The organism is Leptospira soteropolitanensis, from assembly GCF_026151655.1.
Classification (GTDB): Bacteria; Spirochaetota; Leptospiria; order Leptospirales; family Leptospiraceae; genus Leptospira_A; species Leptospira_A soteropolitanensis.
Map to the genome: position 1 here is coordinate 95,702 of NZ_JAMQPN010000004.1, position 23,493 is coordinate 119,194.

Genomic DNA, 23,493 nt, shown 5'->3' on the forward strand with positions numbered 1-23,493 from the left:
GTCCCTTACCGGTCTCCCTATGAAATTAAATGCGGCACAAATGGAAGCAGTTTCTACCATCCAAGGTCCTCTTTTGGTCTTTGCTGGGGCCGGATCGGGTAAAACCAGGGTCATCACCAACCGCATTGCCCATATGGTAGAAGGCGTAAAAATCCCTGCAGGCAAAATTGTTGCCCTTTCTTTTACGAATAAAAGTGCCAAAGAGATGGCAGAACGCCTTCGGAAGATGGTTCCGAGGGAAAAATTAAAAGGAATCACACTTTCCACCTTCCATTCGTTAGGTTTAAAGATTTTAAAAGAACACATTACCAAACTGGGTTATAACGAAACCTTTTTGTTATTCAATGGAACAGACCAAGAGGCATTTGTATCTGACCTTTTAAAGTCGAAACGATTGGATCCTAAAAAAGTTCCTCCGAAAGAAATCCTCCGCCGCATTTCCTATGCTAAGAATACTCAAGTCCATCCTAGAGACAATGGCCAAACAGGTGAGTTTGATTTAATCGCAACAGAAGTTTTTTCTATGTATGAAGATGGACTCAAAGAAAAAAATGCTATCGATTTTGATGATTTAATTTTACTTCCCAAACGTCTGTTAGCTGAATTTCCGGAAATCGCAGCGTATTACCAAAGAAAACATGAATACTTTCTTGTGGATGAATTCCAAGACACAAACCAACTCCAATATGAGTTTTTATCCTTATTTCGGGGTAAAAGTGACAATCTTTGTGTGGTAGGAGATGACGACCAAAGTATCTACGCTTTCCGTGGTTCGAATGTCCAACTCATCCTCAATTTTGAAAGGGAATTCCCTCATGCAAAAGTGGTAAGGCTTCTTGAAAACTATCGATCCACATCTCTTATCATCCAAGCGGCAAACTCACTCATCCAAAATAACAAAGGTCGTAAGGAAAAAACTTTATACAGCCGTATTCCGTCTGCAGAACGAGTAGAATACTATGAAACCGCAGATGAAAGGGAGGAAGCAATTTTTGTGGCAGGAAGGATTCAATCCTTAATCATCAAAAATGAATTTAAGGGAAAAGAAATTGCCATTCTCTTTCGTACCAATTTCCAATCTCGGCCTTTTGAAGAAGAACTTCGAAACCGAAGTATTCCTTACAAAGTGGTAGGTGGTTATAATTTCTTTGACCGAAAGGAGATACGCGATTGTATTTCTTACCTGCGATACGTGGCAAATCCCAAGGATGATTATTCCTTACTTCGGATCATCAATTACCCCAAACGGGGGATTGGTCCTGGCACTATGCAAAAACTCCAAGAGGAAGCCTTCACTCACAAACTTTCCCTCTATGAGATCTTTCATAAAATGATTGAGAGTCCTGACTATTTGCCCGAAATAAAAGCTAAGGTCAGACAAGAAATCTATCAGTTTGTGGAACTTGTGGATGCATTCAAAAAGAAGTTTGCGATGTCACCGAAATTGGCCCCGGTGCTTCGGGAAATGATCACTCAAATCGGATTTGAGAGGGAAATCTCTCTAGAAGAGACCGAGGAGAAGGTGGTCAAAGCCCGGATCTATAACTTGAGTGAACTTGTGAATATGTTGTCCTTTTTTGAAGAAGAAGAGGGCCGTGAGGGCAAGGCTACAATTTTCGACTTTTTACAGAGGCTTGTTCTCCTGATGGAGGATGAACCCAAAGAGGATGAGGAAGACAGGAGGGTCCAACTTCTGACCATGCACCAGTCAAAAGGTCTGGAATACGATTTAGTTTTTTTAGTTGGTCTGGAAGAGGGAATTTTACCGAACTCACGTGTTATAGAAGAAGAAGGAGAAGTGGTCGATGAAGAAAGAAGACTTCTCTACGTGGGTATGACTCGCCCAAGGCGAAAATTGTACTTGACTTCGGCTCGTACAAGACGCAAATTTGGGGAGCAAATCGAGAGTGCCCCCTCTCGGTTTTTAAATGAGCTGTCTCAGGACGCTGTTCTTTTTTTCCCTATGGAAACGAAGGATAGAGACACGGAAACTAAGAATTTCTTAGAGGAATTAGACAAACTAAAGGTAGGCTAATGAAATCGATTCTCCCACTAACCCTCATTTTGGCGTTGGTAGTGGCATTTGAAAATTGTGCATCAAATCAAGGAAACCAAAAATCAGGAGTTTCCAAAGTAAATACCGGGTCTCATTTGGCCCAAATCGAATCTATCGATGCTGATCTCAAATCCCTCTCTCTATCTGACGAATCCCGAGACAAATTAATCATCCGAAAAGGAAAACTATTGCTAGATCTTGGAAAATATGATGAGACCATTGCTACTCTCAACTTAGTCAACCAAGCAAAATCAAATCCGGTCCAACTCTCTGAGTGGAATCTCACTATGGGGAAGGCCTATGTGGGAAAAAACGAGTATTCTAAAGCCATCCAATTCTTAAACCAATCCGAACGTTTGGATAAAAACACAAATTTGATGGAACGGAAAAAGCTAGTGGTGCAGTCCCTGGTGGCAGAACGGGAATATTATCCAGCCCTTGCTACCCTTACGAAAACTTATACCAAAGGGAACCAAAAGAAGGATGAATTCTATTACGAAACTGCTGCGAAAACTTATTTAAAGATGGGCTTCGAATATAAGAATACTGGATTCTACCAAAAAGGTTTGCAAGTTGCCAATTTAGGATTGGAAGAATTCCCAAACAATGAAACTCTGAAGTCCATTCAGAAAGAATGTTTGGAAGTGTTGCAGCCGGAGGGCAAACTCTAAGTTCTTTTGGAACGGATCTTTTCTTTACAACGCCTATTGGTTTATAGGCAATCTTTACTGAACCAAATCAATAGAATCCGCGAAAACAAGCGGGTTCTATTTTCGTTTTTGGCCCTAGGTTTCATTTTTTTTGTTTTCCTTCTCGGCTATTACGGTTTGGAATATTATCTCCGAAACTTTCGCATTCCCCTTGTACAACTCAGGAAAGTAGTTTCCTATACCATAAACAAAGAACTTGGCAAAGCTGTTGACATTGGGGTCTTTGATTTTTCTCTTCGTGAAGGGCTTATCATCGAAGACCTTGTTGTTTCCAATGAAGAAGATTTTTCCTTTAACGACCATATGTTGAAGGTAAAAAAAGTTACCTTTAGACTATCCAGTTATTTCAAAGAGTCTCCCACAGTGGAACAAATTGATTTTTATAGCCCTCATCTTGTATTAAATGAAAATGTTAGTTTAAGAAATCAATTGATCGAATATGCGCAAAAAAACAAACTAAAAGACATTCGATTCCATGATGCAAGACTTACGGTAAAACAAAACGATTCCACTTTGGTCGACTGGAAAGAAGGTTGGGACATTGTTCTAAAACGGAAAAACAAAAAATTATATCTCTCCTATAACAATGGTTGGTTTTGGATTCCCAATACTACGCGAATCAAAGGGGAAGGTGAGTTTTCTGAATCAAGTTTGGATGAATTTCAATTTGAGTTTAAATGGAAAAATTATCCGTCTGAAGAAGCTATAATTCTCACTAATTATCTATTTGGTTCCAATGTCCATTCTGCTGTTCTTTCGGGAGAAGGAAAAATTTTTCGCGATCCGGTCTCTGGATTTACAGCGAGTGGAGATGTTGAATTTGAAAATTCCTTTATCCCAATTCCTTTTTTTGAAGATTACATTCTTGATGGATTCCGATTTCGTGAAGTTTTTTTATTCACTCCTAACAAAGAAGAACGGGAATTTTTGGGGACAGACTTCAGAATCAAAACTTCTGTAAAAACGCTAAATGCCAAGGAACCGTTGTTAGACCGTCATTTTGAATTCCAAATTGAATCACTTGAAAATATCGCAGAAAGGATTTCCGATTTATCTGGTAATTTTTCTCTTCCCTTGTCTGGTGTTTTCAATGGGAATTTGGATCTTTTAGAATCCGGTGACAAAAATAAATGGTTTTCGCTTCGAGCGGATATTCGTGGATCAGAAATTGAGTGGGATTCCAAACTTTTACAGTTAGAAAAAGGAAATTTATCTTTGAAATTTACAGAAGGTAACGAATGGAGTTTTAACTTTGATTCGTTGCTGTTTGGGAAACCATCGCATCTTTCAGGACAAGGTATGAGTTCTTGGAGTCGTTCCAAAAAAGCGGACGGATCTTACTATTATCCAATGAATTCCAAAACAAAACTAATTTTCCAAACACCTGATCTAACAGGAAGTGAATGGAAACCTTTATACGAGGATTGGAAAAAGGAAACCTTAGAAGAAATTAGGGAAAGACAAGAGAAGTTGATTCCCGAAGAGTATTTTTACCAAAAGAAAATTTATAAATACTTTTTGGAGTCGATGAACTTAGATTTTGGAATTCAGATCTCTAATTTTTTTCCATTTGACGGATCGAATTCTCTCGGTGAATCAAAAGGAATCCTTGTTGTTAAAGATGGAAGGATGAATCTAAATTTGAACCTTGGAACTTCCGGTTCCAAGGTGTCTTTGGTTTCCTATTTTGCGAGTAAAACTCCAAATTTCGGTTTTAGTTTAGTTTTAAATGAATACCCGTGGTCAGATCCTTGGATGAATTTTTGTGGTATGGAAATTAAGCCTACACATGTTAATTTGGATTATAGTTTTAACAGCATTGGAAGTGATTATTATAGCTTACATAAAGATGCTCGTACATCGTATTCTTTGAAACTGTTTGGAGTCAGTTTAAAAGAAGCCGATTTAGTTTCCAAATTAGAAATGAACTTGGATCCACTAAAAAAACCATTCCAAGTGGAATTTGATTTAAGTCGTTATTCGGATATGGATTATATTTCCAATTTAGTTGTATCTAGTGATTCCATTGACTTGAAAGGTTATGGGAATAACAAAAATGGTAACTATTCGTTTACTACCTATGGGGTTGTAGGGGAATCTAGAGGAAGTTTTAGTTTTACTGAAGAGGAAAATAAATGCGTTATCAAGTAATTTGTTTTAGCTTTCTTGTTATTTTAATTTTTTTGATTCAATGTAAGGAATCTAAAAATCCTGCAGATATTGCCCCTGAGACATCCAAATTACCTGCGTTTGGTGGTGAATGGAGCCTTGAATGGGAAAACCAAATCCACTCCTTAAATATTTTACCTGAAGAAAACAAAGTTCTGTGGAATGGGGAAAACGTATTGAGTTTGGAATTGGATTCCGTGGGAATTCGTTTACGACCGAATGATGAGGAGAGTATCAAAGGTTATTTTTTGTATTCTGACTTAAAACCCAAGTCTTGGATTGGAACTTGGGAAAATCGTGTGGTCCGATTAATTCGGAAAGGATCTAAGGAGTGACTGGATTTCCTTAGCTGCCTTTTTAGAAGCATTTGTCGTTCCTAGTTCTCTTTCTTTTGCATCCCTTAAAATTCCTTTTATTTTATTCTTCAGTTTCGAATTAGAAAGAATCTTCCATGCCTCCTGAAATATATATTTCGGTTGGCATTCGTTTTGAGTGATTTCTCGGCACACTTCTTCACCCGATAAAATATTGGCAAGACCAATGAATTTGGATTTCATCAGTAATGATCCCAAAAAGTAAGTAAATAAACTTACTTTATAAAGAATCACCATTGGCGTTTCAAAATATAGTCCCTCTAATGTTGCTGTTCCCGAGGCAATGAGGAGGAGGTCACTAGTTTCCATCACACGAAGAGAGGCATTCCAAAGATAATGGATTTGGATGTCGGGATGGATTTGTTTTATGGCATCGATTTTTTCTAAAAGAAAGGATTCTTCTTTTGCATTGATATTCGGAAGGAGAAAAACTATTTTCTTTTTCTCGAGTTTACACTGTTCGTGTAGGAGTGCAGCCGTTCCAAGGATTGGATCAATGAGTCTATGGATTTCACCCTTTCTGGAACCAGGTAGAAGTCCCACTGTATAACCGTGGTGGGAATCCGGAAGTTTCTCTGTGATGACAGGTTCTTTTTTTAGTTTTTCTGGAATTCGTTTGGTGATGGGATGGCCCACAAATTTCGCATTCACACCATATTCGGTATAAATTTCTTCTTCAAATCGGAAGAGGGTAAGCATTAACGCAATCTGCTCTTTGATAAAATAGATCCGATTGAATTTCCATGCCCAGATTTGCGGAGAAACATAAAATACAGTAGGGATCCCACGTTCTTTTAATTCTTTCGCCAAACGTAGATTAAACCCTGGATAATCAATTAAAATGGCAAGTTTTGTTGGTCTATGGGTTGTCTCTTCTAAAACCCGATAAAAAACTTTCTTTAAGAAACTATATTTTTTTATCGCTTCCGAAAATCCGATGACACTCAAATTCTCCAATTCTTCAAGAGAATCAAGTCCTTGGTCTATCATGCCTTCACCACCAATTCCGTAGAATTTGTAATCAGGTTCTAATACTGACAACTCATGTAAAAGATCTGCACCTAGTAAATCGCCGGAGTGTTCGCCTGCAATGACCAATATATTTTTGTCAGACTCATGTAGATGGGATTTTTTTTTGGTTACCATTGAGACCCTTACTTCCGCTTTTTCCGACTACACAAAAGTTTAATTTATGTTTTGTTGCAAATTCAATGACTGATTTGGGATCCACCACTAAGGTCTCCCCCTCGCGAATGCAGAGAGTTTTACATCCACTCTCAAGCATTACCTGAAAGGTGTGTATTCCTATGGTAGGAAGGTCAAAACGATTGTCTTGTTTGGCTTTGGGGCTTTTACAAACAATAGCATCGCCTTTTTTTTTGGTATATGCTCCTCCACGTTTGATGGTCTCATCTGTTCCTTCCACTGCTTCTACAGCAATCACTGACTCGTCACAAACTACTACCATTTGTCCAATATCCAAATCTGCCATTTTTTCGGCATAAAACATTCCAAAGTCGATGTCTTTTAATTCTTGGTTACTGAATTTTTTAGGAGTGTATCTGCCTTCTGGTAGAAGGAGGGATTGTAAATAGATCTTTTGAGAGATAACCTTTACCCCCATTGCTTCGAATTCATCGGCAATGGCCAAAAAAATAGGATAGTCATTTCTATTGATGGTTCGCGCAAGGATGGCAAGAGCTTTTAAATCAAATTTGAGTTTTTGGAAGAGGAGATCTTTACGGACTTTTCCAAGCATTAAAATTCTTGTGATCTTTTCCTTTTGAATTGTTTTTAGAATTTTTCCCACTTGGGTGATGTGGACTGGAATCGTACGTGCGCTATGTTCTCTGGGTGAAAAATCTGATTCAATTAATCCTAGAAATAGGGGATCCTCACCGGCAGCCAGTGCTTCTGACATTCCAATATGAGGTAACTCCCCACCTCCCGCAATAATGGCTAATCGGCCTTTGGGTGCCAAAGAAAAACCTTAAGTTGTTCCTGAATCCGTACTTCCAGAAGACGGAGCAGAACTATCTTTTTTATAATCGGTTACATAGAATCCAGATCCTTTAAAGATGATTCCAGCACTGGCAGAAATTCGTCTTTCGACAGATCCATTTTTACCACATAGGCAATGGGTGAGTGCATCATCTTTCATTGACTGAACGTGTTCAAAGTCTTTTCCACATGTATTACAATGGTAGTCATAGGTAGCCATAGTTTCCTCCTCTAATGGATTCCTGTTCTAATTTCAAAGAGTATAACATTTTCCCTGTTTGGTTCTTTTGCTAAAGGTAAACAAATCTCCCAGGAATATCTTCGCGAGTTCAGCGCCGATTCATCCAAAGCAAAGGAGCGAATCGATTGAATGAGTCCTGTGTTTCGCCTCCAAAGGCTCGCGTTCCATTTGTCTCCTTCTCGGGATTCAATGTGTAAGGACAGGTTTTCTCTCCTTTTTTCGCCGTCGAGGACATATCGATTTTTATTTACCCAAATGGATTCTTTATCTATGGATAATGAATAGGCAAGATGTTCTTTGTTATCGTAGTTTAAATGTAATTCCAAAAATGGTATTGGGGTTTCTGAGTCTGTCGGTTGAAAAGAAAACTCGAAATAGTTTTTGTCACCGGAAAGTTTTTTGCAAATTCTCTCGACTGCCTTTGTTTTTTTTGAGAATCCATAAATGGGAAATCCTGTTTCTCCTGAAATGCGGATAGGATCGCGGGATATATAGTTTCCAAAAAAAGTAGTTGGAATTTGGTTTCCATTCCAACCTTCGAAATCGATTCGAATCTCATTGTCTACAGACTTAAATCGTTTTTCAAACTCCGCAATCAGATCGAAATCGGGTGGAACTTCGGTCAAAAAACCGGAAAAGATCCAAGCTGACTTTTGAAGGTTGGGAAAGTAACAGCGTTTCCAATGCCCTGAGTTTCCGGCAATGTTTTCAGGTGTCGGATCTTCCTCCAAACAAAATGCTCTGTCTGGTTCACTGATTTTACCGACTTCTGCGTTTTCGCGGCCAGGCCCACTACGTAGATTTACATTTTTTCCTCGTAGTATTGCTGTTTGGTGAAAGAGGTTGGTGTTAGAATTATTTGATAAAAAATTTAAAGTCTGGTTTAGAAAATCTGATTCAATTTCACCTATGGATTCAAAAGGGAAACTGAGTAAATTCGATAAGGCTCGACTATACTTTTCCTCCATTCCCCTTGGATCTTCCAGAATGAGTTTGAGGAGTAGGTTTTTGACTTCAGACTTAGGAATAGGTTTGGATATGGTGATAATTTTTGTGATTAAAGCCCTTTTGTAACCATCCCCGTGTTTTTTCAAATTAGGAAGGTAGGGATCTTCAATATGGTAATAGGTTCCTCTCGTCGTTTCCCATTCCACAAGTTTTGTTCCCGAACGTTTTTGGAAATAAACAAGAAGGTCTTTGGTTGTTTCCTTTTCGTTTAATTTTTTTTCTAACTGAGAAATGGATTGGGAGAGGAGGGTTAGTTCTAATTCGCCTGTAGGAATTTCTTTTTCCTGATAGAGGTTAAGGACTTTGAAATAAGACTCAGATTGGTAAAAATCATACGCTTTGTCCTCTCTATCTCGAAAGTCGACAAAGGCATAAGTGATAAGAACAATAAAGAGAAAAAGAAGACTAACTACGAGAAATACACGGGAGCGTATCAAAAGGTATCTCCCGTTTTTTTTTTAAAGATTTTCTGGTAGGAGTTTGGATCGTTCCACTCCGTATTCTTCAAACAAAGCATTTTTAGCAACATAGTATCTGTGTAAGTTAATGTTGAAATCTACCTTTGCACGAACAAGAGACAACTGGTCTTGCACATGCGTATCCAATGCATTTTTTACTGCAAGTGCGTTGAACCGTCCTTGTTGGAAAGAGCGCAAAACCCCATTGTAGTACTTTTTAGATTCTTCTTCTGTGCGTTTTGCATTTTCCATCACTTGGAAAGATGCTTTTAATATATCAATTCTTGTTTTCACATCGTCCGCAACAGCTTTAACAAGATCCGCTTCTTCCAATGAAACTTGGCGTTTTTGAATCTCTGCATCGCGAATTCCCGCTTTCACACCTTTGTCCATGATCGGATAAGAAAGATCTAAGGAACCTTGCATCACTGGGTATTGGTAAGAAAATACACCAGCTCTATTATCTGAATAGTTGTTTTGAGGACTGATGGTATTTTGCGCTTGGTATCCGTAAGTTCCGGCAGCTTTCAAAGAAGGAAGGGCTTCGTTCTTTGCTGTTTTCATAGAGAGTTCTGCATTTTCTTTTTTTCGCGCAATAGCTTTAAAATCAGCTCTATGTTTGTAAGCATAATCAATGTCAGCTTGGTAATCCAATTTGTTCGGAAGAGTTTCTGAAAGAGGAGTTGTCTTTTGGAAGATGGTATCTTCTGGCAAATTCAAGGAACGAATGAGTTTACGACGAGCTTCTTCTTTTTCGGCACTAGCCTGTGCCATTTGTCCTTCTACTTGAGAAAGGAGGGCGTTCCATTGGTTGACTTCAAAACTTTCAGAAAGTCCAAGTCCTTGTTTGCGAATGGTTAAGTCGCGAACATTCTTTGTATTTTTTAAAAGTTGTTCGAATGTTTGGTATCCCGATTCTTTAACAGAGTAATTCCAATAGTCAACTAAGGTGGCCACAACTTTGTTTGCCACTTGGTCTTCCATTTGTTCACGCATAATCTCTGTTTGATTCTCGAGGATTTTTTCCATATTCCTTTCGTTGGCACCGAAAGCATTTTTCAATAGATCCTGAGCAATTGTAACGGAAAGAGTATCCGTATATAAGGGAGGAAGTCCAAGAGCTGTAAATCCAGCCGGAGTTTTGTTCGGATCTTCAAAAGCGTTTGAGTCAAAACGTTGTGACTTTGCTTCTAGTTTGAAGTAGGTTCCCGTTGTAAAAAGTTTTTCGAGTCCTGCACTGTAAGTGTTGGTTTGGGTTTTTGTTCCCGTAAAAATATTGTTTTGGTTGAAAGGGAATTTTTTTTCATCCAATTCCGCTTTGGATAGAGCACGCCAAGAATATTTACTCTCAAACTTCATTAAGTTTGTATCTGCTTTGACTAACTCTAAACGGGCCTGCATGACCTCGCGATTGTTATCAATGGCATATTTGACTGCGTCTTGTAAACTAAGAGTAAAACCCTTATCTCCAGATTCCGCAGCCAAAAGGCCTACGGAAACGAGGAGGATCAATGTACTTGAAACCCATGAACGTTGTTCCATACTGTTAATTCAGACTCCCCATTTCCTTTGAATAGCCGTTTTTTTTGAAAGTTTCCTTATTTTTTAAGGGCCACTTTCATTTTTTCACCTACTTCACCAATATGTGCGCAGATACTGACTCCAGCATCTTTCATTGCAGCAATTTTAGAAGTGGCAGTTCCCATTCCACCGGAAATGATCGCACCGGCATGGCCCATACGTTTTCCTGGAGGAGCTGTTTGACCTGCGATAAATCCAACCACTGGTTTTTTGACATGAGCTTTGATGTAAGCAGCAGCTTCTTCTTCTGAAGTTCCACCGATTTCACCAATCATTACGATACCTTCTGTATCAGGATCTTCATTCAAAAGACGAACTGCTTCTGTATGGTTCATTCCTGGAACTGGGTCTCCCCCGATTCCGATACAAGTCGATTGTCCAAGACCCGCTGCTGTGAGAGCCGCCACGGATTCGTAAGTCAAAGTACCAGAACGGGAAACGATTCCGATATTACCAGGAGTGTGGATAAAACCAGGCATAATTCCCATCTTTACATTGTAACGAGGGTTGATCACGCCAGGACAGTTTGGTCCTACCAGTTTCGTTTTGGAGTTACGAAGTACACTGTATACTTTTAGCATATCGTGAGTAGGGATTCCTTCCGTGATACAAACCACAAGTGGGATCTCAGCAAAAATTCCTTCCAAAATCGCATCCGCAGCAAACGGAGGGGGTACAAAGATTACGGCAGCATTGGCACCGTCTTCTTTCATTGCATCTTTGATGGTGTTACGAACCGGAGCTGTTTTTCCTGTTTCGGAAGTCCAGATCTGGCCACCTTTGCCAGGAGTGACTCCGGCTACTACTTTTGTACCATATTCCAACATTTGAGTCGCATGAAAGGATCCTTCCTTACCGGTGATCCCTTGGACGACTACTCTTGTGTTTTCATCAACTAATACAGCCATGTTTTATAGTTCCTATTTTTTGATTAGGGAGACAATTTTGTCTGCCGCGTCACGGAGTCCTTCTACTCCAACAATGTTCATACCGGATTCGTTTAGGATTTTTTTCCCTTCTTCGGCATTGGTTCCTTTCAATCGAACTACAACTGGTACCGATACGTTTACCTTTTTCGTAGCTTCGATAATACCAACAGCCACACGGTCACAACGAACGATTCCACCAAATACGTTTACAAAAATTCCTTTTACGTTTGGATCAGAAAGGATGAGACGAAAGCCGTTTTCTACTGTAGTAGGGTTTGCTCCACCTCCGACGTCCAAAAAGTTAGCAGGTTCTGCTCCAGCAAGTTTTACGATGTCCATAGTTGCCATTGCAAGACCGGCACCATTTACCATACAACCGATGTTACCATCTAACTTAACATAGTTTAGGTTGTATTCTTTCGCTTTTACTTCATAAGGATCTTCTTCGGAAATATCACGAAGAGCTTCGTTTTCAGGATGACGGTAAAGTGCGTTTTCATCCAGGTCCATCTTGCAGTCACCTGCAACGATTTCGTTTTGTTTAGTAAGGATAAGAGGGTTAATTTCAAGAAGAGCTGCATCTTCTTTGATGTATGCGTTGTACACTGAGTTTACAAGAGCTGTAAAAGACTTTTGTGCTTCCGCAGGGATACCTAATGCAAATGCGAGTTCACGCACTTGAGAACCTTGGATTCCAATACCAGGATCAATCTGAATTTTGATGATTTTTTCTGGATGGGTTTCTGCTACTTCTTCGATTTCCATTCCCCCTTCCGTAGATGCCATAATGATGGTTTTACGGAAAGCACGATCAAGTAGGATGGAGAGGTAATATTCTTTTGCAATTTCAAGACCTTGTTCCAAATAAACTTTCAGAACTTTTTTACCTTCTGGACCGGTCTGAGGAGTGATGAGTTGCATACCGAGAATTTTTTCTGCTGCAGCTTTAGCGTCATCTTTCGTCTTTGCGACTTTGACCCCGCCACCTTTTCCTCGTCCACCAGCGTGGATTTGGGCTTTTACCACCACAACGGGTGATTTTTGGACAACTTCGCTATATGCCTTTTCGAATTCACCGACTGTGTCGATGACCTTTCCGAAGGGAACGTTGGCATTGTGTCTACGTAGGATTTCTTTGGCCTGGTATTCGTGGACTTTCATGGATTTCCTTATGTCATTGGTACGTCTGTAGGCAAGGCCCACAGATCACTAGGATAAGGCTCGCGTGGCAGGGGAGATTGTCAAGACCGAATGGTACGTTCTGTAGTTGGGAACTTCAAGCTTAGGTATGGTCCAAAAATGCCTTAGTTTTCAGCAAAAGATAGAGTTAGAAGGGAATCACCTGGTTGGGATTTTCCGGAAGGAATACAGTGAACGTGGAGCCTATCCCTTCTGTACTCTCCACCGTGATGGTTCCCCCAAGAACTTCCACTTGTGATTTGGTAATAAAAAGCCCAATGCCGCGAGCATCTTCGTTTTTGTGAAATGTTTTAAACATTCCAAAAATTTTTGTTCCATGTTTTTCTAAATTGATACCAAGACCATTGTCTTCGACGGTCAATTGCACTTGGTAGTTTTTCTTTTTGGCGCTGATTCGAATAAACGCTCCATTTTTTAAACGAACATACTTGATTGCGTTGGAAACCAAGTTTAAAAGAATACTTTCCAAATAAGCGGGAATGATTTTTAGCTCTAACTTTTCTTCTAAATCCAAATACACTTTGATATTTCGCGATTCGATAGAACCTTTTAGAATGTATAAAGTTTTTTGAATTTCTTCTTCTATAGAACAAGTTTCCATAGGTTTGTTTAACATCTGGTTGATCGAAATAATATCGTTAAGATGAGTAATCGTTTCATTTAGTTTGTCTGAGGAGGCATGTAACATGTTTAGGATGTTTTTTCTTTCTTCCTCAGACGGACTTTCTTCTAATAAATCAATAAGAGAGGTAAAGTTGGAGGAATGTTGCCGGATGTTATGAGAAACAATGTAAGCAAAGTTTTGAAGTTTACTATTTTGGATGCCAGTAAAGTGAAGCATGCGGTTTGTGTTTTCTAATGCATCTACTTCTTCTGTAATATTAAATCGTATCGATAAAAAAGACTCAATAGAGTCGTTAGAATCGTATAAAGGATGGATGAAGGTTTGTAACCAGAAAAAATTTCCCAGTTTGGATTGGTTGCGGATGACTCCCTCCCAAGGATGTCCCGAAAGAATATCTTTCCACATCTTTTCCCAAAACTCTTTAGGATGAAATTTGGAATTGAGTTTTTTATGATCGGAACCTACCAGTTCCTTTTCTGTATAACCAGAAATTTGAATAAACTTTTGGTTTACTCTTTTGATAATTCCTTTTTTGTCTGTGACACTCACTATGGCAGACCTCTCGATTGCATCGAGAATAGCCTTTAATTTTCTGTTTTGGGACTTAATTGTGTGTTCCGTGTTTTTTAATTCTGTAATATCAAGAAAACTGGCGGTAGCACCTTCCAGTTTTCCTGTTTCGTCAAAAAGGGGAGCTGCGTTGATACTTAACCATTTGACCTTTTCACCTTCGGAGACTATTCCATGTTCGAAGTTATAGACTGTTTTTTGTTTTTCCAGAGCTATTGCTAATGGAAGTTCATCAACAGGAAGAGGCGAGCCGTCTTCTCGAATCTGACGCCAATCTTTACCTGAAAAATATTTGTTCTGAATTTTATCAATGCTTAAGGAAAGAATATTAGCAGCACTTTCATTTGCATAAATAATTTGTCCTTCCAAATTTGTTACTACAACCCCATTGATCATAGTTTTTAAAACATGGTCTAACTTGAATTCGTTTTCGCGGAAGTTTTTTTCAGCAAACGATGGTTCTGTGACCTCTTCGATTAAAAAATAAAATTGTGTTTCGTTAAGTTCCTTGGTTAAAAGCGAGTAAATTCTATTTTTGTCACATTGGGAGTTCAATAAAAGTTCGGCATTCAAATCAAATTGGGAACTTATTTTATCAGATAAGTCAGTGAAAATCTGGGAAAGTATTCCCTCCTTTTCTAAGTTCGGGAAAAGATCTCTTACCTTTATTGGAGTTCTCAATTGGTGCGGATTTGGGATCAAATCTTTTGCCAAAGGGTTCGCATAAATTAATTCACAGTCTAGATTGTATTGGGATGTGGGAGAAGAGAAAACGAATACTCCAAAAGGGAGTTTTTCGGCAAATGAGACAAAGGATATCGGGATGTTTTGTTTGTACGATTCCATCAGTTACTTTGTCCGGCGTAGAAAAACTACAATTCATCGGACGAAAGGAATCTGAAAATTATGGGACAAAATTTGGTTTAGAGTTTGTTCCAATAAGGGGAGAGCCTAAGGGAAGGGCAAAACCTTCCAAGAGAACCTGTCTGGATGAGATCAAATCGATCGGCTGTATGAGGTGCTAAATAAATTTCTCCCTCGGGGCCGAGGGCTCCACTTCGATAGGAACCTGCGGGTCTAGGAAATAGGGTCTTGATTGTATGGTCTTTTGTATCAAAGGAAATAAAATTTCCATAACCTTCAGGGATGGGGTAAATTTTTCCGTTGGGAGCAAGAACAGCACCGTTAAACATACCTGTGCTTGGTGAGGGAATACTGGCAGCAGTTTCAATTGCATTCGTTGTTATGTCTAGATATAGAATTTCCGGAACGGAATGGGGTATCATATAAATACGCCCGTTAGGTGTAAGTATCCCTGAAATGTATGAATTTCCTCCAGGGAATGGATAAGGATGGATGGTGATAGAATCATCCTTTGTATCTAAAATATACATCTGGGTACTCACGAACGGAATGAAATATATTTTCCCTTGTGGAGTGAGAACCCCTGTTGAAAATCCTCCACTTGTGGGGGTAGCCACCTGACCTATGGTTTTGCTATAGGTATCATAGTAACGAATGATCGTTTCAGAGCTCGGAACAAAATAAATTTTACCATTGGGGGCATAGATGGCTCCGTTATACGCTGCCGATGCCAAAGTCTCGTTTCCAACAATCGATAAGGCACTTTTGTTGGTATCAAATGCGTAAAAATTTGAAACAAGGTGGGGGGCAAAATAAAGTACCCCGGCAGGACCTAGGGCACCACCGATTAGTTCCACAGAACCGGAGAAGGTTCCGAAAGATGAATATGTTTTGGAGTATGTGTTTACTTCTAAAATTTTGGGAGAATAGTATGGTGGAAAGTATATACTTCCATTGGGAGCGTTTAAGGCTCCTTGAAATGCAGGATAAGAAGGACTAATGCCAAGTACAGTGGATACTAACTCAGGTCTATATTGGACCAAGGATTCTGTGGGACCAGAACCCAAAGCAAACTGAGATTCCATTTCTTTTTGGATGGAAGGCCAATTGGCATCATAATGAGTTTCTTCATAGCTTAGATCGCACGCAGGAGGATTGGAGTTTATTTTGTATCCACACTGGTAACTATTGTCTTTTGCCAGAAATCGAATTAACAAATTCGGAATAAATCTAGAGTTTTCTGCATCGCAAAGATTATCGGATTTTGGAGCCGCGCAGGAAAAGAATAAAGCCAATACCAATAATGAAATAAAAAAATGATTCATAATTCTTTCTTTATGGATGTTACAAAAAACGGGAGGACAAAAGCAAGTCGAATCTGGTTTTTAGATGATGCGTATGTGTCCGTAGCAAAAAATAGGGTGGGTATCGTTACCAAAAAAAAATTGATACCAGTTTTCTGAATTAGAATTTATTCACTGTTAGGGTAAGTCAAATACTCTGGCCTTGTCAGGATTTTTTTCCCACTTGTGGTGATGACTGGAAAAAACTGGGGATCTCTGCTCGGATCAGTGAGAAGGAGTTTTACATCCCTGATTCTTTCATAACAGTCTTTCATAAAAAGTTGATGGCCACATCCAAGAAGATGGTAACCTTCATGGATGAGAGTCGAATTGGGACTAGTGAATAACATTTGTATGGTGGAAATATACTTAGCTTTGATATATCCTCTGGTGTTTGTATACCCTTCCACTGCACCTTGAACTTCTAATTTCACACCCACTCCAACAAAAAGGCCTAGAGTCAAAACTTCAAAGGTTATATCACCCCAAGTTCTTCCTTTTAAATAAAGTAACCGGTCACAATCTTTTGTTAATTGACGGTCCATTAAATAACCAAGAATGTCAGTACCCCAAAATCCAGGTCTTTCCATCACCTCTAATAAAATCGGTTCTGCTTTTAGGTTGTAATATTTGAGTTCATGATTCCACGCAGTAAATAAATCGGAGATTTCTTCTTTTGTGATATCTGGTTCGGTAATCAGGCAAACTCTAAACCGGCTTTCGTCTCCAAACTCCATTCCTTCTCTGATTTTTTTTTCATGGAATCCAATGGTGGTACATTGTAAAACAAAGGTCAGAAGAAAACAAATATAGTAAATTCGAGTGATCATTTATGGCGTATGAAATCTATATTTTATTTTTAGGATTTTTTCGCCAAACCTTAAAAATAAGAAACACAACGTAGGGTGTGCCAAACTGTGTAATGGGCCACTCCCATTTAGGATTCAATGATCGCTGCATCGTTACTTTTGGATTGTAATCTTGAGCAATTTATAAATCTGGGAGGTGTGACTTTTTTTATTTAATCAATAACTTTCCGTCGCATATCATCAATTTCCGATTTTAAACTCGTTAGGCGTTTGGGATCGGCCGTCAGTAGGGATGCGAGGTTTAAAGTTTTTTCCGCTTTGGGTAAGTTTCCGACACTGAGGTAAAGTTGTACAAGACGTAATAAATTCGCTAGATGACCTGGGTTTCGTAATCGAATCCTTTCTCCCATATCAATGGCCTTCCCATATTCTTTGGTTTGTTTGTAGGTAAATGATGCTAAATAAATAAGATCTGTATCTCCCGGAAATTCTTCTATATAAGTATTAAATTTATCTGAAGCTAATTTGTAATCTTTCATTCTCACTAAAAGACGTAGAAGGGCTCTGAGTATTTCTTGGTTTTCGGGATTGATTTTATTTGCTTCTAATAAGTAATCCTTGGCATTTTCTAAAAGATTTTCTTTAATACTAGACCTTGCCTTTCTCATTAGTTCATAAGATTCTTTCCGGATGGACCTGGGAGGAAGTGTAAAGTGTTCCTTAAAGGAAATCCGCATTAAACTCAAATCGTCGGTTAGTTCTCCCATATCTAAGATGGATTGGTAAATTTTTTCTAAGTTTCCCTTTCCATTTTCCACATGGTGTAAAAATAATTCTTCATCATGATTGATTTTTCTTGAATCGGCTTGCCAAACAAATTCAATATCGTCTCTTCCGTCTGAGCCAAGAATGAGGATATCACCAGGTTGCAATTGTAAGGTGGAAATCTCTAAAGCATTTTCTTTAAAGGGAGTTCCAAGTTTTCTTAATTCGGAATTTGTTTTGATAAATTCAGATTTTCCATTTCGGTATAAAACTGACCAAGGATGTTCTGCATTTATATAATAAACTAAGCCGGTTTCGTCGTCGATTAGACCCATTACCATAGAAACTAACATCGAACAATCGAAACTTTCAAAAATATGGTGAAGTTCTTGGAATGAGTTTTTTATCCATCTTTCCGCATACAATTGTTTTATGGATTCTACGGCTAATGATCTTTCTAAAATGGATTGAACGGCAGCGCCAAGGACAAGAACACCTCCCGCACCTTGTAATGACTTACCCATTGCATCCGCATTCAGAAAAAATGTATAATCCTTTCCACGAAGAGAAACGGTTCGTGCGATACAAATGTCTCCGCCAATTTCATTTTCTCTTCCATGAAAGGTGAAAGTTTTCTTTTGTTTGATGAAAAAATCTGTTTTTACATTGGTGCCAAGTGTTTTGTTTAAACTTAAAGGTTTTATTAATAGAGAAGTTAAAAAATAGTCTCCATCTTGTTGTTTCTTTAGAAACTCAACTGTTTCCAAACTGTTTCTTAATTCGGAGGTTTTTGCTTCCACTAATTCCTGTAGGTTTTCGCGAATTCTTCCTACTTCTCTCGTTGCTTTTTCAAAATTCTCTGCAAATTGAATGAATTCTTTATCAATCGATAAAATAGGTAGAGAACCACTTCCTCCGCTAGCTAAACTATTCGCTGATTCATTGATTTGTTCGAGTGTCATATTGATAGATTGAAAAAACATAAAGATGAGGATGACAGCTTCTAAAAATGTCATGGTTATGAAGGCAGAAATTTTAATAAGGCTTGCGTTTCCAAAGGAAATAAACACAGCAAGAACACTTAAGGAAAGTAATATAAGAATTAGTAAGAATACAAATTTTCCTTATAAACTCATAATTCCGTGATTTTTATGAATGGTTACATCACGAAAGGATAGAATTTTTTTAATCTCAACGCGTTTGGAGCCTGTAAAATAATCTGAGATGATATACGAAAATCCTCCATAAACGAAAGCCGCCGTAAGCCATCCAACAAAAATGAATGCCAATTCATATAATGGATGTTTGTAGATTATATGTGTGACCGATACAGAAATAAAGATAAAGACTGCATAACGAAAGGCCGCATACATATTTTCTTTCGGAAAATTAATGATAGTGTTTAATAAACTTTCTAATACAAAAATATCTTTATGCCGAATCGTTTCATTTGGTTTTAAGATGGCATTGAGTTTTTTTATATCAGAACGAAATCCGGTAAACCCGAAAGGACTAAGAATACCGAATTCAATACTATGTCCTAGAGCTGCTAATGCAGTCGTAACCAAAAATACCCGAACTACTTGGGGGTGGTTTTCTGTCGTAAAGTCGGGAATGAGGGCAGATCCAAAAAAATAGGCGTAAAATGCTCCAAAAAAGGCACCCAGGAGAGAAAAGGAAATGATCGCAAAACTATAGGAGATATACTTATAGAAGAATTTAAAAATACGATCAAAAATAATGGCCATATGGATTCCTCGGGGAAACAAACACTACTTACCAAAAAAGCCCAGTAAAGATATTTTATGGAATGATTCCAAAAAAAGTTAGATGTCTTATTAAAAAGAACTTTATTCAATATCTATTTGTTTTAGGTTTCGCCAATGGAACTAAAAAACAAAAGAATCGTGGTCACTGGCGCTGGGTCTGGAATTGGGAAAGAAACCGTTTTGCAGATGTTAAAGTATGAAGGCGTGAAGATTCTTGCTTGTGATTTGAACGAAAAAAATATACCAGTTCATCCCAATGTAATACCTTACCAATGTGATGTTTCCAAAAAAGAAAATTTGGATCTATTGTTAAAAGATGCTGATAAAAAAATTGGCGGGATTGATATTTTTTATGCGAATGCTGGTTTTGCATACTATGAGGTGATTAAAACTGCCGATTGGGATCGAATTGATAGAATCTATCGAACCAATGTTTATTCACCACTTTATACATTAGCCACTTTAAACTTAACTAGAAAAGAACCCTTTTTCTTTATTGTGACAGCTTCTGCTATGAGTCATTTGGCATTGCCTGGTTATGCTCAGTATTCCTCAACCAAAGCTGCTGTTCGTTCTTTTATTGATGCTTACCGTTATGAATTAAAACCAGGAAACAAAGTGATGGTGGTGTATCCGATTGCCACTAGAACGAAGTTCTTTGATGCGGCTGGTAAAAAAGTTCCCGTACCTTTTCCTAGCCAATCGGCAGAAACTGTAGCCAAAAAAGTAGTTAAGGGAATAAAATGCAATGCCAAAGAAGTGTATCCCTCCTTTTTATTTCGTTTCATTCAGATCTTAGATCGCTTTTTGTTTCTGATACTACCAATTTACCAAAAAATAGAAGCTTATAAATTGAATTCCTTAAAAAAATAAGTCTACTTTCTTAACGTGGAATCTAAGTTTACAGAGGGAGATGCAAAAGAAATCGGAAAACCGGTAGAACGTAATTTGTCCGAAGAAGAGACTTTTTTTGAGGTAGAACTTCTGACAACCATCATGAACGTCAGCTCCACTGCCATGATGGTCCTCAATCCCTTGGGACAGATACGGTATGCCAATCCAGCTTCAGAAACGGTCCTTGGCATCAAATTAAATGATATTTTATCCAGGACTTATGATGCGCCAGAATGGAAAAATTCTTCTTTGGATGGCGGGCCTTGGCGGGAAGAAGACCAGCCTTTTAACATTCTTTTAAAAACAAAAAAACCTGTAACCGACATCCGTCATGCGATAGAAGATTCCTCAGGAAACAAAAAATACCTCTCCATCAATGGTTCTCCTGTATTTGATAAATCGGGAGAAATCACCTTTCTTGTGTTTTTGGTAACTGACATTACTGAAAATGTACTCAAACAAAAAAAAATAGAAAACGACGAAATCAAATATCGAACCATCACCGAACTTTCGTTAAGTATGGTATATGATTTGGATGTTCATACGGGTGAAAATCATTGGGGTGGGGCCATCCAAGAAATCACAGGTTATACAGCAGAGGAATACCAAAAATTTGGATATAAAGAATGGTTGGATTCGATTCATCCAGAGGATAGGGAAGAAACACTACAAGCTTATGAGGAATCTCTTTCTAACCGCAAAAAATTTACAGTTGAATATCGTTATAGGACCAAAACGGGAAAATATATTTATATAGAAGATAATGGGATTTTTCTCTATAATGAAACAGGAGTGGCCTATCGCATGTTTGGTGCCATGATTGATAGAACCAAACAAAAAGACGCAAATATAGCCTTAAAGGAATCAGAGTCTCGACTCGTCATGGCACTCGATGCTGCCAAAATGGGAATTTGGAGTTGGGATATGGAGGCAAAAACAATCTATTGGTCACCGCAAACCTATAGTATTTATGGGTATCCCGGAGAGAACTTTGCGGTAACAGAGAAAAAATTTTTAGAACTCACTTACAAAGATGATTTGGAATTGTTGGCGAACGAAACGACACTTCTAATGGAAGATTTAAGTCGTACTGCTTATCGTTTCCGAAATAGAATCAACCATCCGGATGGTAAGATTCATTGGGTGGAAGCCCTTGGAAAAATTACCAGATCGAAAGAAGGTAAACCTATTAATATGAGGGGAACCGTTCTCGACATTACAGATATAAAGTTAAGCGAAGAAGCCCTTCGAGTCTCTGATGAAAGGTTTGAAGCTTTTTATCAGTTTTCGACTGAAGCATTTTTGATTTTTGATGAAAATGGACTAACAGCCAAAGATTCCAATTTTGCTTTTCAAAAGTTATTTGGATACGAGTTTGAAGATACTTCTAAATTAAAAATTCGTAATCTTTTATCTACTTCCTCTCTTCGTAAAATTCGCGAAATGATCGACGCCGATCGAACCGGTTCCCTTGAAATTGTTTGTCGAAAGAAAAATGGTGATTTTTTTCCGGCACTCGTTTCTATAAAACGATTTGTTTATAAAAACACAAATTCTATCGCCTATAGTATTTTTGATTTAAGCCCACTCAAAGAAGTGGAGGAACTACGCGCAATCAATTCAGAAATACGAGACAAAAACAATCTAATCGAAAAACAGAAATTAGAATTAGAATCAGCATTTGAAAATTTGAAACGAACCCAAGAGCAACTCATCCAATCGGAGAAACTAGCAGCACTTGGCCAGCTCATTGCAGGCATAGCCCATGAGATCAACAATCCCATCGGTGCCGTAAAAGCCTCGAATCAAAATATGTTGGATTGGCAAAAACGTTATGGCCTCGCTTCTCAACTATTTAGAGAAGCAATTTTATCTGTTCCTGTGTCAGAACAAAAGATTGTAAAATCAATCCTTGCAAATTTAGACCAACCCATTGAGTTTTATACCGGTAGGGAAGAACGTTTACGCAAAAAACGAAATAAAGAGATATTTTTGACAGATGGTTTTGATTTGGTGTCCTCAGAAGAATTTGCGGAAATCTGGGTGGACCTAGGAATCGGGGAAATTGATCCAAGTTATCTTCCACTATTTCGCTCTCATTATATAAAAGTATTTTTAGATTATTTATCCTTAGAAATTCAGTTTAGAAGAAATACAAGATCCATCCAATTGGCAGTGGATCGAATTTCTAAAATTATGTATGCTTTGAAAAATTTTTCTCATTTTGATACGACGGGAAAAAAGAATTTAGCTTCCATTCCAGATACAATTGAGACAGTACTTACGATTTACCAAAACCAATTAAAACGAGGTATCAACTTGGTGAAAGATTTTGATCCAGTGGAACCTATCAATTGTTATCCTGATGATTTGTTACATGTATGGACAAATTTAATTTATAATTCCTTACAGGCGATGTCATTTGCTGGTAATTTAGAAATAGCGGTGAAAGATCGTGGTTCGGAAATTCTTGTATCTCTCAAGGATTCAGGGCCTGGAATTCCAAGAGAACTCCAATCAAAAATATTTGAACCCTTTTTCACAACCAAAGCACCTGGGGAAGGGAGTGGGCTTGGACTCGATATTGTGAATAAAATTGTAAAACGTCATGGTGGTAGGATTGAATTAACATCCGTTCCAGGAGAAACAATATTTTTTATTTATCTTCCTAAACAGAGTTAGTCAGGCATGGCATGGGAGATTGTCGAAATCAACTCATCTTCGTCCCAGGGTTTTTTCAAACACGAAATAGGGCCAATTTCTAAGTTTAAATCTTCGATCGATTTTTGGTCTGCAAATCCAGTGATGATTACTTTTTCGATTTGGGGATAGGTTTTATGAACTTTTCTTAAAAACTCATCGCCATTCATGCCGGGCATGGACCAGTCGGAGATGATGATCGAAACTGTATTTCCTTCCCTTTCTAATTCCTGAAGTAAATCCCAAGCTTCCTTTGCATTGTCGGCCGTAAGATATTTATATCTTTCACCGAAGTGTTGTTTTACCTGCGACTTCATACTTAGTAATATTATGGATTCATCATCTACAAAAAGAATCGCATTTTTCTTATTTTTAGCTTCAGTCTCAACTACCACAGAGGAATGTTTTACCTGTTCTTCTTTGAATT

17 protein-coding genes and 1 pseudogene are annotated in these 23,493 nt (G+C 38.3%); 6 read left to right on the forward strand and 12 right to left on the reverse strand.

Annotation, left to right across the window (positions count from 1 at the left end):
• Positions 1–19 precede the first annotated feature (19 nt).
• From ND811_RS10725 to ND811_RS10740, 4 genes are all read left to right on the forward strand, one after another.
• Entirely contained in the window at positions 20–2,035 is a 2,016-nt protein-coding gene (locus ND811_RS10725) for an ATP-dependent helicase (protein ID WP_265352212.1), read from the forward strand.
• Entirely contained in the window at positions 2,035–2,727 is a 693-nt protein-coding gene (locus ND811_RS10730) for an LIC12587 family lipoprotein (RefSeq protein ID WP_265352122.1), read from the forward strand. Before ND811_RS10725 ends, ND811_RS10730 begins: the two co-directional genes overlap by 1 nt.
• 66 nt (positions 2,728–2,793) lie before the next feature.
• The gene (locus ND811_RS10735) at positions 2,794–4,917 is read left to right on the forward strand and encodes an LIC_12586 family protein (RefSeq protein ID WP_322113470.1); all 2,124 of its coding nucleotides are present in this window, start codon (positions 2,794–2,796) and stop codon (positions 4,915–4,917) included.
• Positions 4,902–5,270 carry a hypothetical protein gene (locus tag ND811_RS10740; protein ID WP_265352120.1) on the forward strand — a complete coding sequence of 123 codons (369 nt, stop codon included), beginning with the start codon at positions 4,902–4,904 and terminating at the stop codon, positions 5,268–5,270. The genes ND811_RS10735 and ND811_RS10740 overlap by 16 nt, the downstream gene beginning before the upstream one ends.
• On the opposite strand, the gene lpxB is transcribed toward ND811_RS10740, so the two are convergent.
• The 11 genes and pseudogenes from lpxB to ND811_RS10795 form a co-directional block, all read right to left on the reverse strand.
• On the reverse strand, positions 5,244–6,455 hold the full coding sequence (gene lpxB / locus ND811_RS10745) for a lipid-A-disaccharide synthase (protein ID WP_265352119.1): 1,212 nt from the start codon (positions 6,453–6,455) through the stop codon (positions 5,244–5,246). The two genes, ND811_RS10740 and lpxB, sit on opposite strands and share 27 nt — an antisense overlap.
• Positions 6,424–7,290 carry an LpxI family protein gene (locus ND811_RS10750; protein WP_265352118.1) on the reverse strand — a complete coding sequence of 289 codons (867 nt, stop codon included), beginning with the start codon at positions 7,288–7,290 and terminating at the stop codon, positions 6,424–6,426. Before ND811_RS10750 ends, lpxB begins: the two co-directional genes overlap by 32 nt.
• 9 nt (positions 7,291–7,299) lie before the next feature.
• On the reverse strand, positions 7,300–7,530 hold the full coding sequence (locus ND811_RS10755) for an FmdB family zinc ribbon protein (protein WP_265352117.1): 231 nt from the start codon (positions 7,528–7,530) through the stop codon (positions 7,300–7,302).
• A gap of 11 nt (positions 7,531–7,541) precedes the next feature.
• Entirely contained in the window at positions 7,542–8,996 is a 1,455-nt protein-coding gene (locus ND811_RS10760) for an SH3 domain-containing protein (RefSeq protein WP_265352116.1), read from the reverse strand.
• Between the two features lie 21 nt (positions 8,997–9,017).
• Positions 9,018–10,559 (reverse strand): TolC family protein, encoded by a 1,542-nt coding sequence (locus ND811_RS10765; RefSeq protein WP_265352115.1) that lies wholly within the window; start codon positions 10,557–10,559, stop codon positions 9,018–9,020.
• Positions 10,560–10,615: 56 nt separating this feature from the next.
• A complete protein-coding gene (gene sucD, locus ND811_RS10770; protein WP_265352114.1) occupies positions 10,616–11,506 on the reverse strand; it encodes a succinate--CoA ligase subunit alpha in 891 nt (296 codons plus the stop codon).
• Between the two features lie 12 nt (positions 11,507–11,518).
• A complete protein-coding gene (gene sucC, locus ND811_RS10775) occupies positions 11,519–12,688 on the reverse strand; it encodes an ADP-forming succinate--CoA ligase subunit beta (RefSeq protein WP_265352113.1) in 1,170 nt (389 codons plus the stop codon).
• 166 nt (positions 12,689–12,854) lie between these two features.
• Positions 12,855–14,768: a PAS domain-containing sensor histidine kinase gene (locus ND811_RS10780; RefSeq protein WP_265352112.1), complete on the reverse strand. Its 1,914-nt coding sequence runs from the start codon at positions 14,766–14,768 to the stop codon at positions 12,855–12,857.
• 77 nt (positions 14,769–14,845) lie between these two features.
• Positions 14,846–16,111, reverse strand: coding sequence for a hypothetical protein (locus ND811_RS10785; protein WP_265352111.1), 1,266 nt, complete (start codon positions 16,109–16,111; stop codon positions 14,846–14,848).
• 146 nt (positions 16,112–16,257) lie between these two features.
• Entirely contained in the window at positions 16,258–16,959 is a 702-nt protein-coding gene (locus ND811_RS10790) for a hypothetical protein (protein ID WP_265352110.1), read from the reverse strand.
• A 191-nt stretch (positions 16,960–17,150) separates the two neighbouring features.
• Positions 17,151–19,451, reverse strand: a pseudogene (locus ND811_RS10795) (SpoIIE family protein phosphatase).
• 135 nt (positions 19,452–19,586) lie between these two features.
• Between ND811_RS10795 and ND811_RS10805 the strand changes: the two are divergent.
• Complete coding sequence (locus tag ND811_RS10805) at positions 19,587–20,345, forward strand: SDR family NAD(P)-dependent oxidoreductase (RefSeq protein ID WP_265352107.1); 759 nt, start codon at positions 19,587–19,589, stop codon at positions 20,343–20,345.
• Positions 20,346–20,468: 123 nt separating this feature from the next.
• Positions 20,469–23,048 carry a PAS domain S-box protein gene (locus ND811_RS10810; RefSeq protein ID WP_407658897.1) on the forward strand — a complete coding sequence of 860 codons (2,580 nt, stop codon included), beginning with the start codon at positions 20,469–20,471 and terminating at the stop codon, positions 23,046–23,048.
• On the opposite strand, the gene ND811_RS10815 is transcribed toward ND811_RS10810, so the two are convergent.
• The gene (locus ND811_RS10815; RefSeq protein WP_265352211.1) at positions 23,045–23,461 is read right to left on the reverse strand and encodes a response regulator; all 417 of its coding nucleotides are present in this window, start codon (positions 23,459–23,461) and stop codon (positions 23,045–23,047) included. The two genes, ND811_RS10810 and ND811_RS10815, sit on opposite strands and share 4 nt — an antisense overlap.
• Between the last annotated feature and the right edge of the window lie 32 nt (positions 23,462–23,493).

Coding starts and splice junctions, on each gene's coding strand:
- ND811_RS10790 (WP_265352110.1), bottom strand. CDS start 16,959: ATGATCACTCGAATTTACTATATTTGTTTTCTTCTGACCTTTGTTTTA.
- ND811_RS10780 (WP_265352112.1), bottom strand. CDS start 14,768: ATGGAATCGTACAAACAAAACATCCCGATATCCTTTGTCTCATTTGCC.
- sucD (WP_265352114.1), bottom strand. CDS start 11,506: ATGGCTGTATTAGTTGATGAAAACACAAGAGTAGTCGTCCAAGGGATC.
- sucC (WP_265352113.1), bottom strand. CDS start 12,688: ATGAAAGTCCACGAATACCAGGCCAAAGAAATCCTACGTAGACACAAT.
- ND811_RS10725 (WP_265352212.1), top strand. CDS start 20: ATGAAATTAAATGCGGCACAAATGGAAGCAGTTTCTACCATCCAAGGT.
- ND811_RS10810 (WP_407658897.1), top strand. CDS start 20,469: ATGAACGTCAGCTCCACTGCCATGATGGTCCTCAATCCCTTGGGACAG.
- ND811_RS10730 (WP_265352122.1), top strand. CDS start 2,035: ATGAAATCGATTCTCCCACTAACCCTCATTTTGGCGTTGGTAGTGGCA.
- ND811_RS10740 (WP_265352120.1), top strand. CDS start 4,902: ATGCGTTATCAAGTAATTTGTTTTAGCTTTCTTGTTATTTTAATTTTT.
- ND811_RS10755 (WP_265352117.1), bottom strand. CDS start 7,530: ATGGCTACCTATGACTACCATTGTAATACATGTGGAAAAGACTTTGAA.
- ND811_RS10805 (WP_265352107.1), top strand. CDS start 19,587: ATGGAACTAAAAAACAAAAGAATCGTGGTCACTGGCGCTGGGTCTGGA.
- lpxB (WP_265352119.1), bottom strand. CDS start 6,455: ATGGTAACCAAAAAAAAATCCCATCTACATGAGTCTGACAAAAATATA.
- ND811_RS10785 (WP_265352111.1), bottom strand. CDS start 16,111: ATGAATCATTTTTTTATTTCATTATTGGTATTGGCTTTATTCTTTTCC.
- ND811_RS10765 (WP_265352115.1), bottom strand. CDS start 10,559: ATGGAACAACGTTCATGGGTTTCAAGTACATTGATCCTCCTCGTTTCC.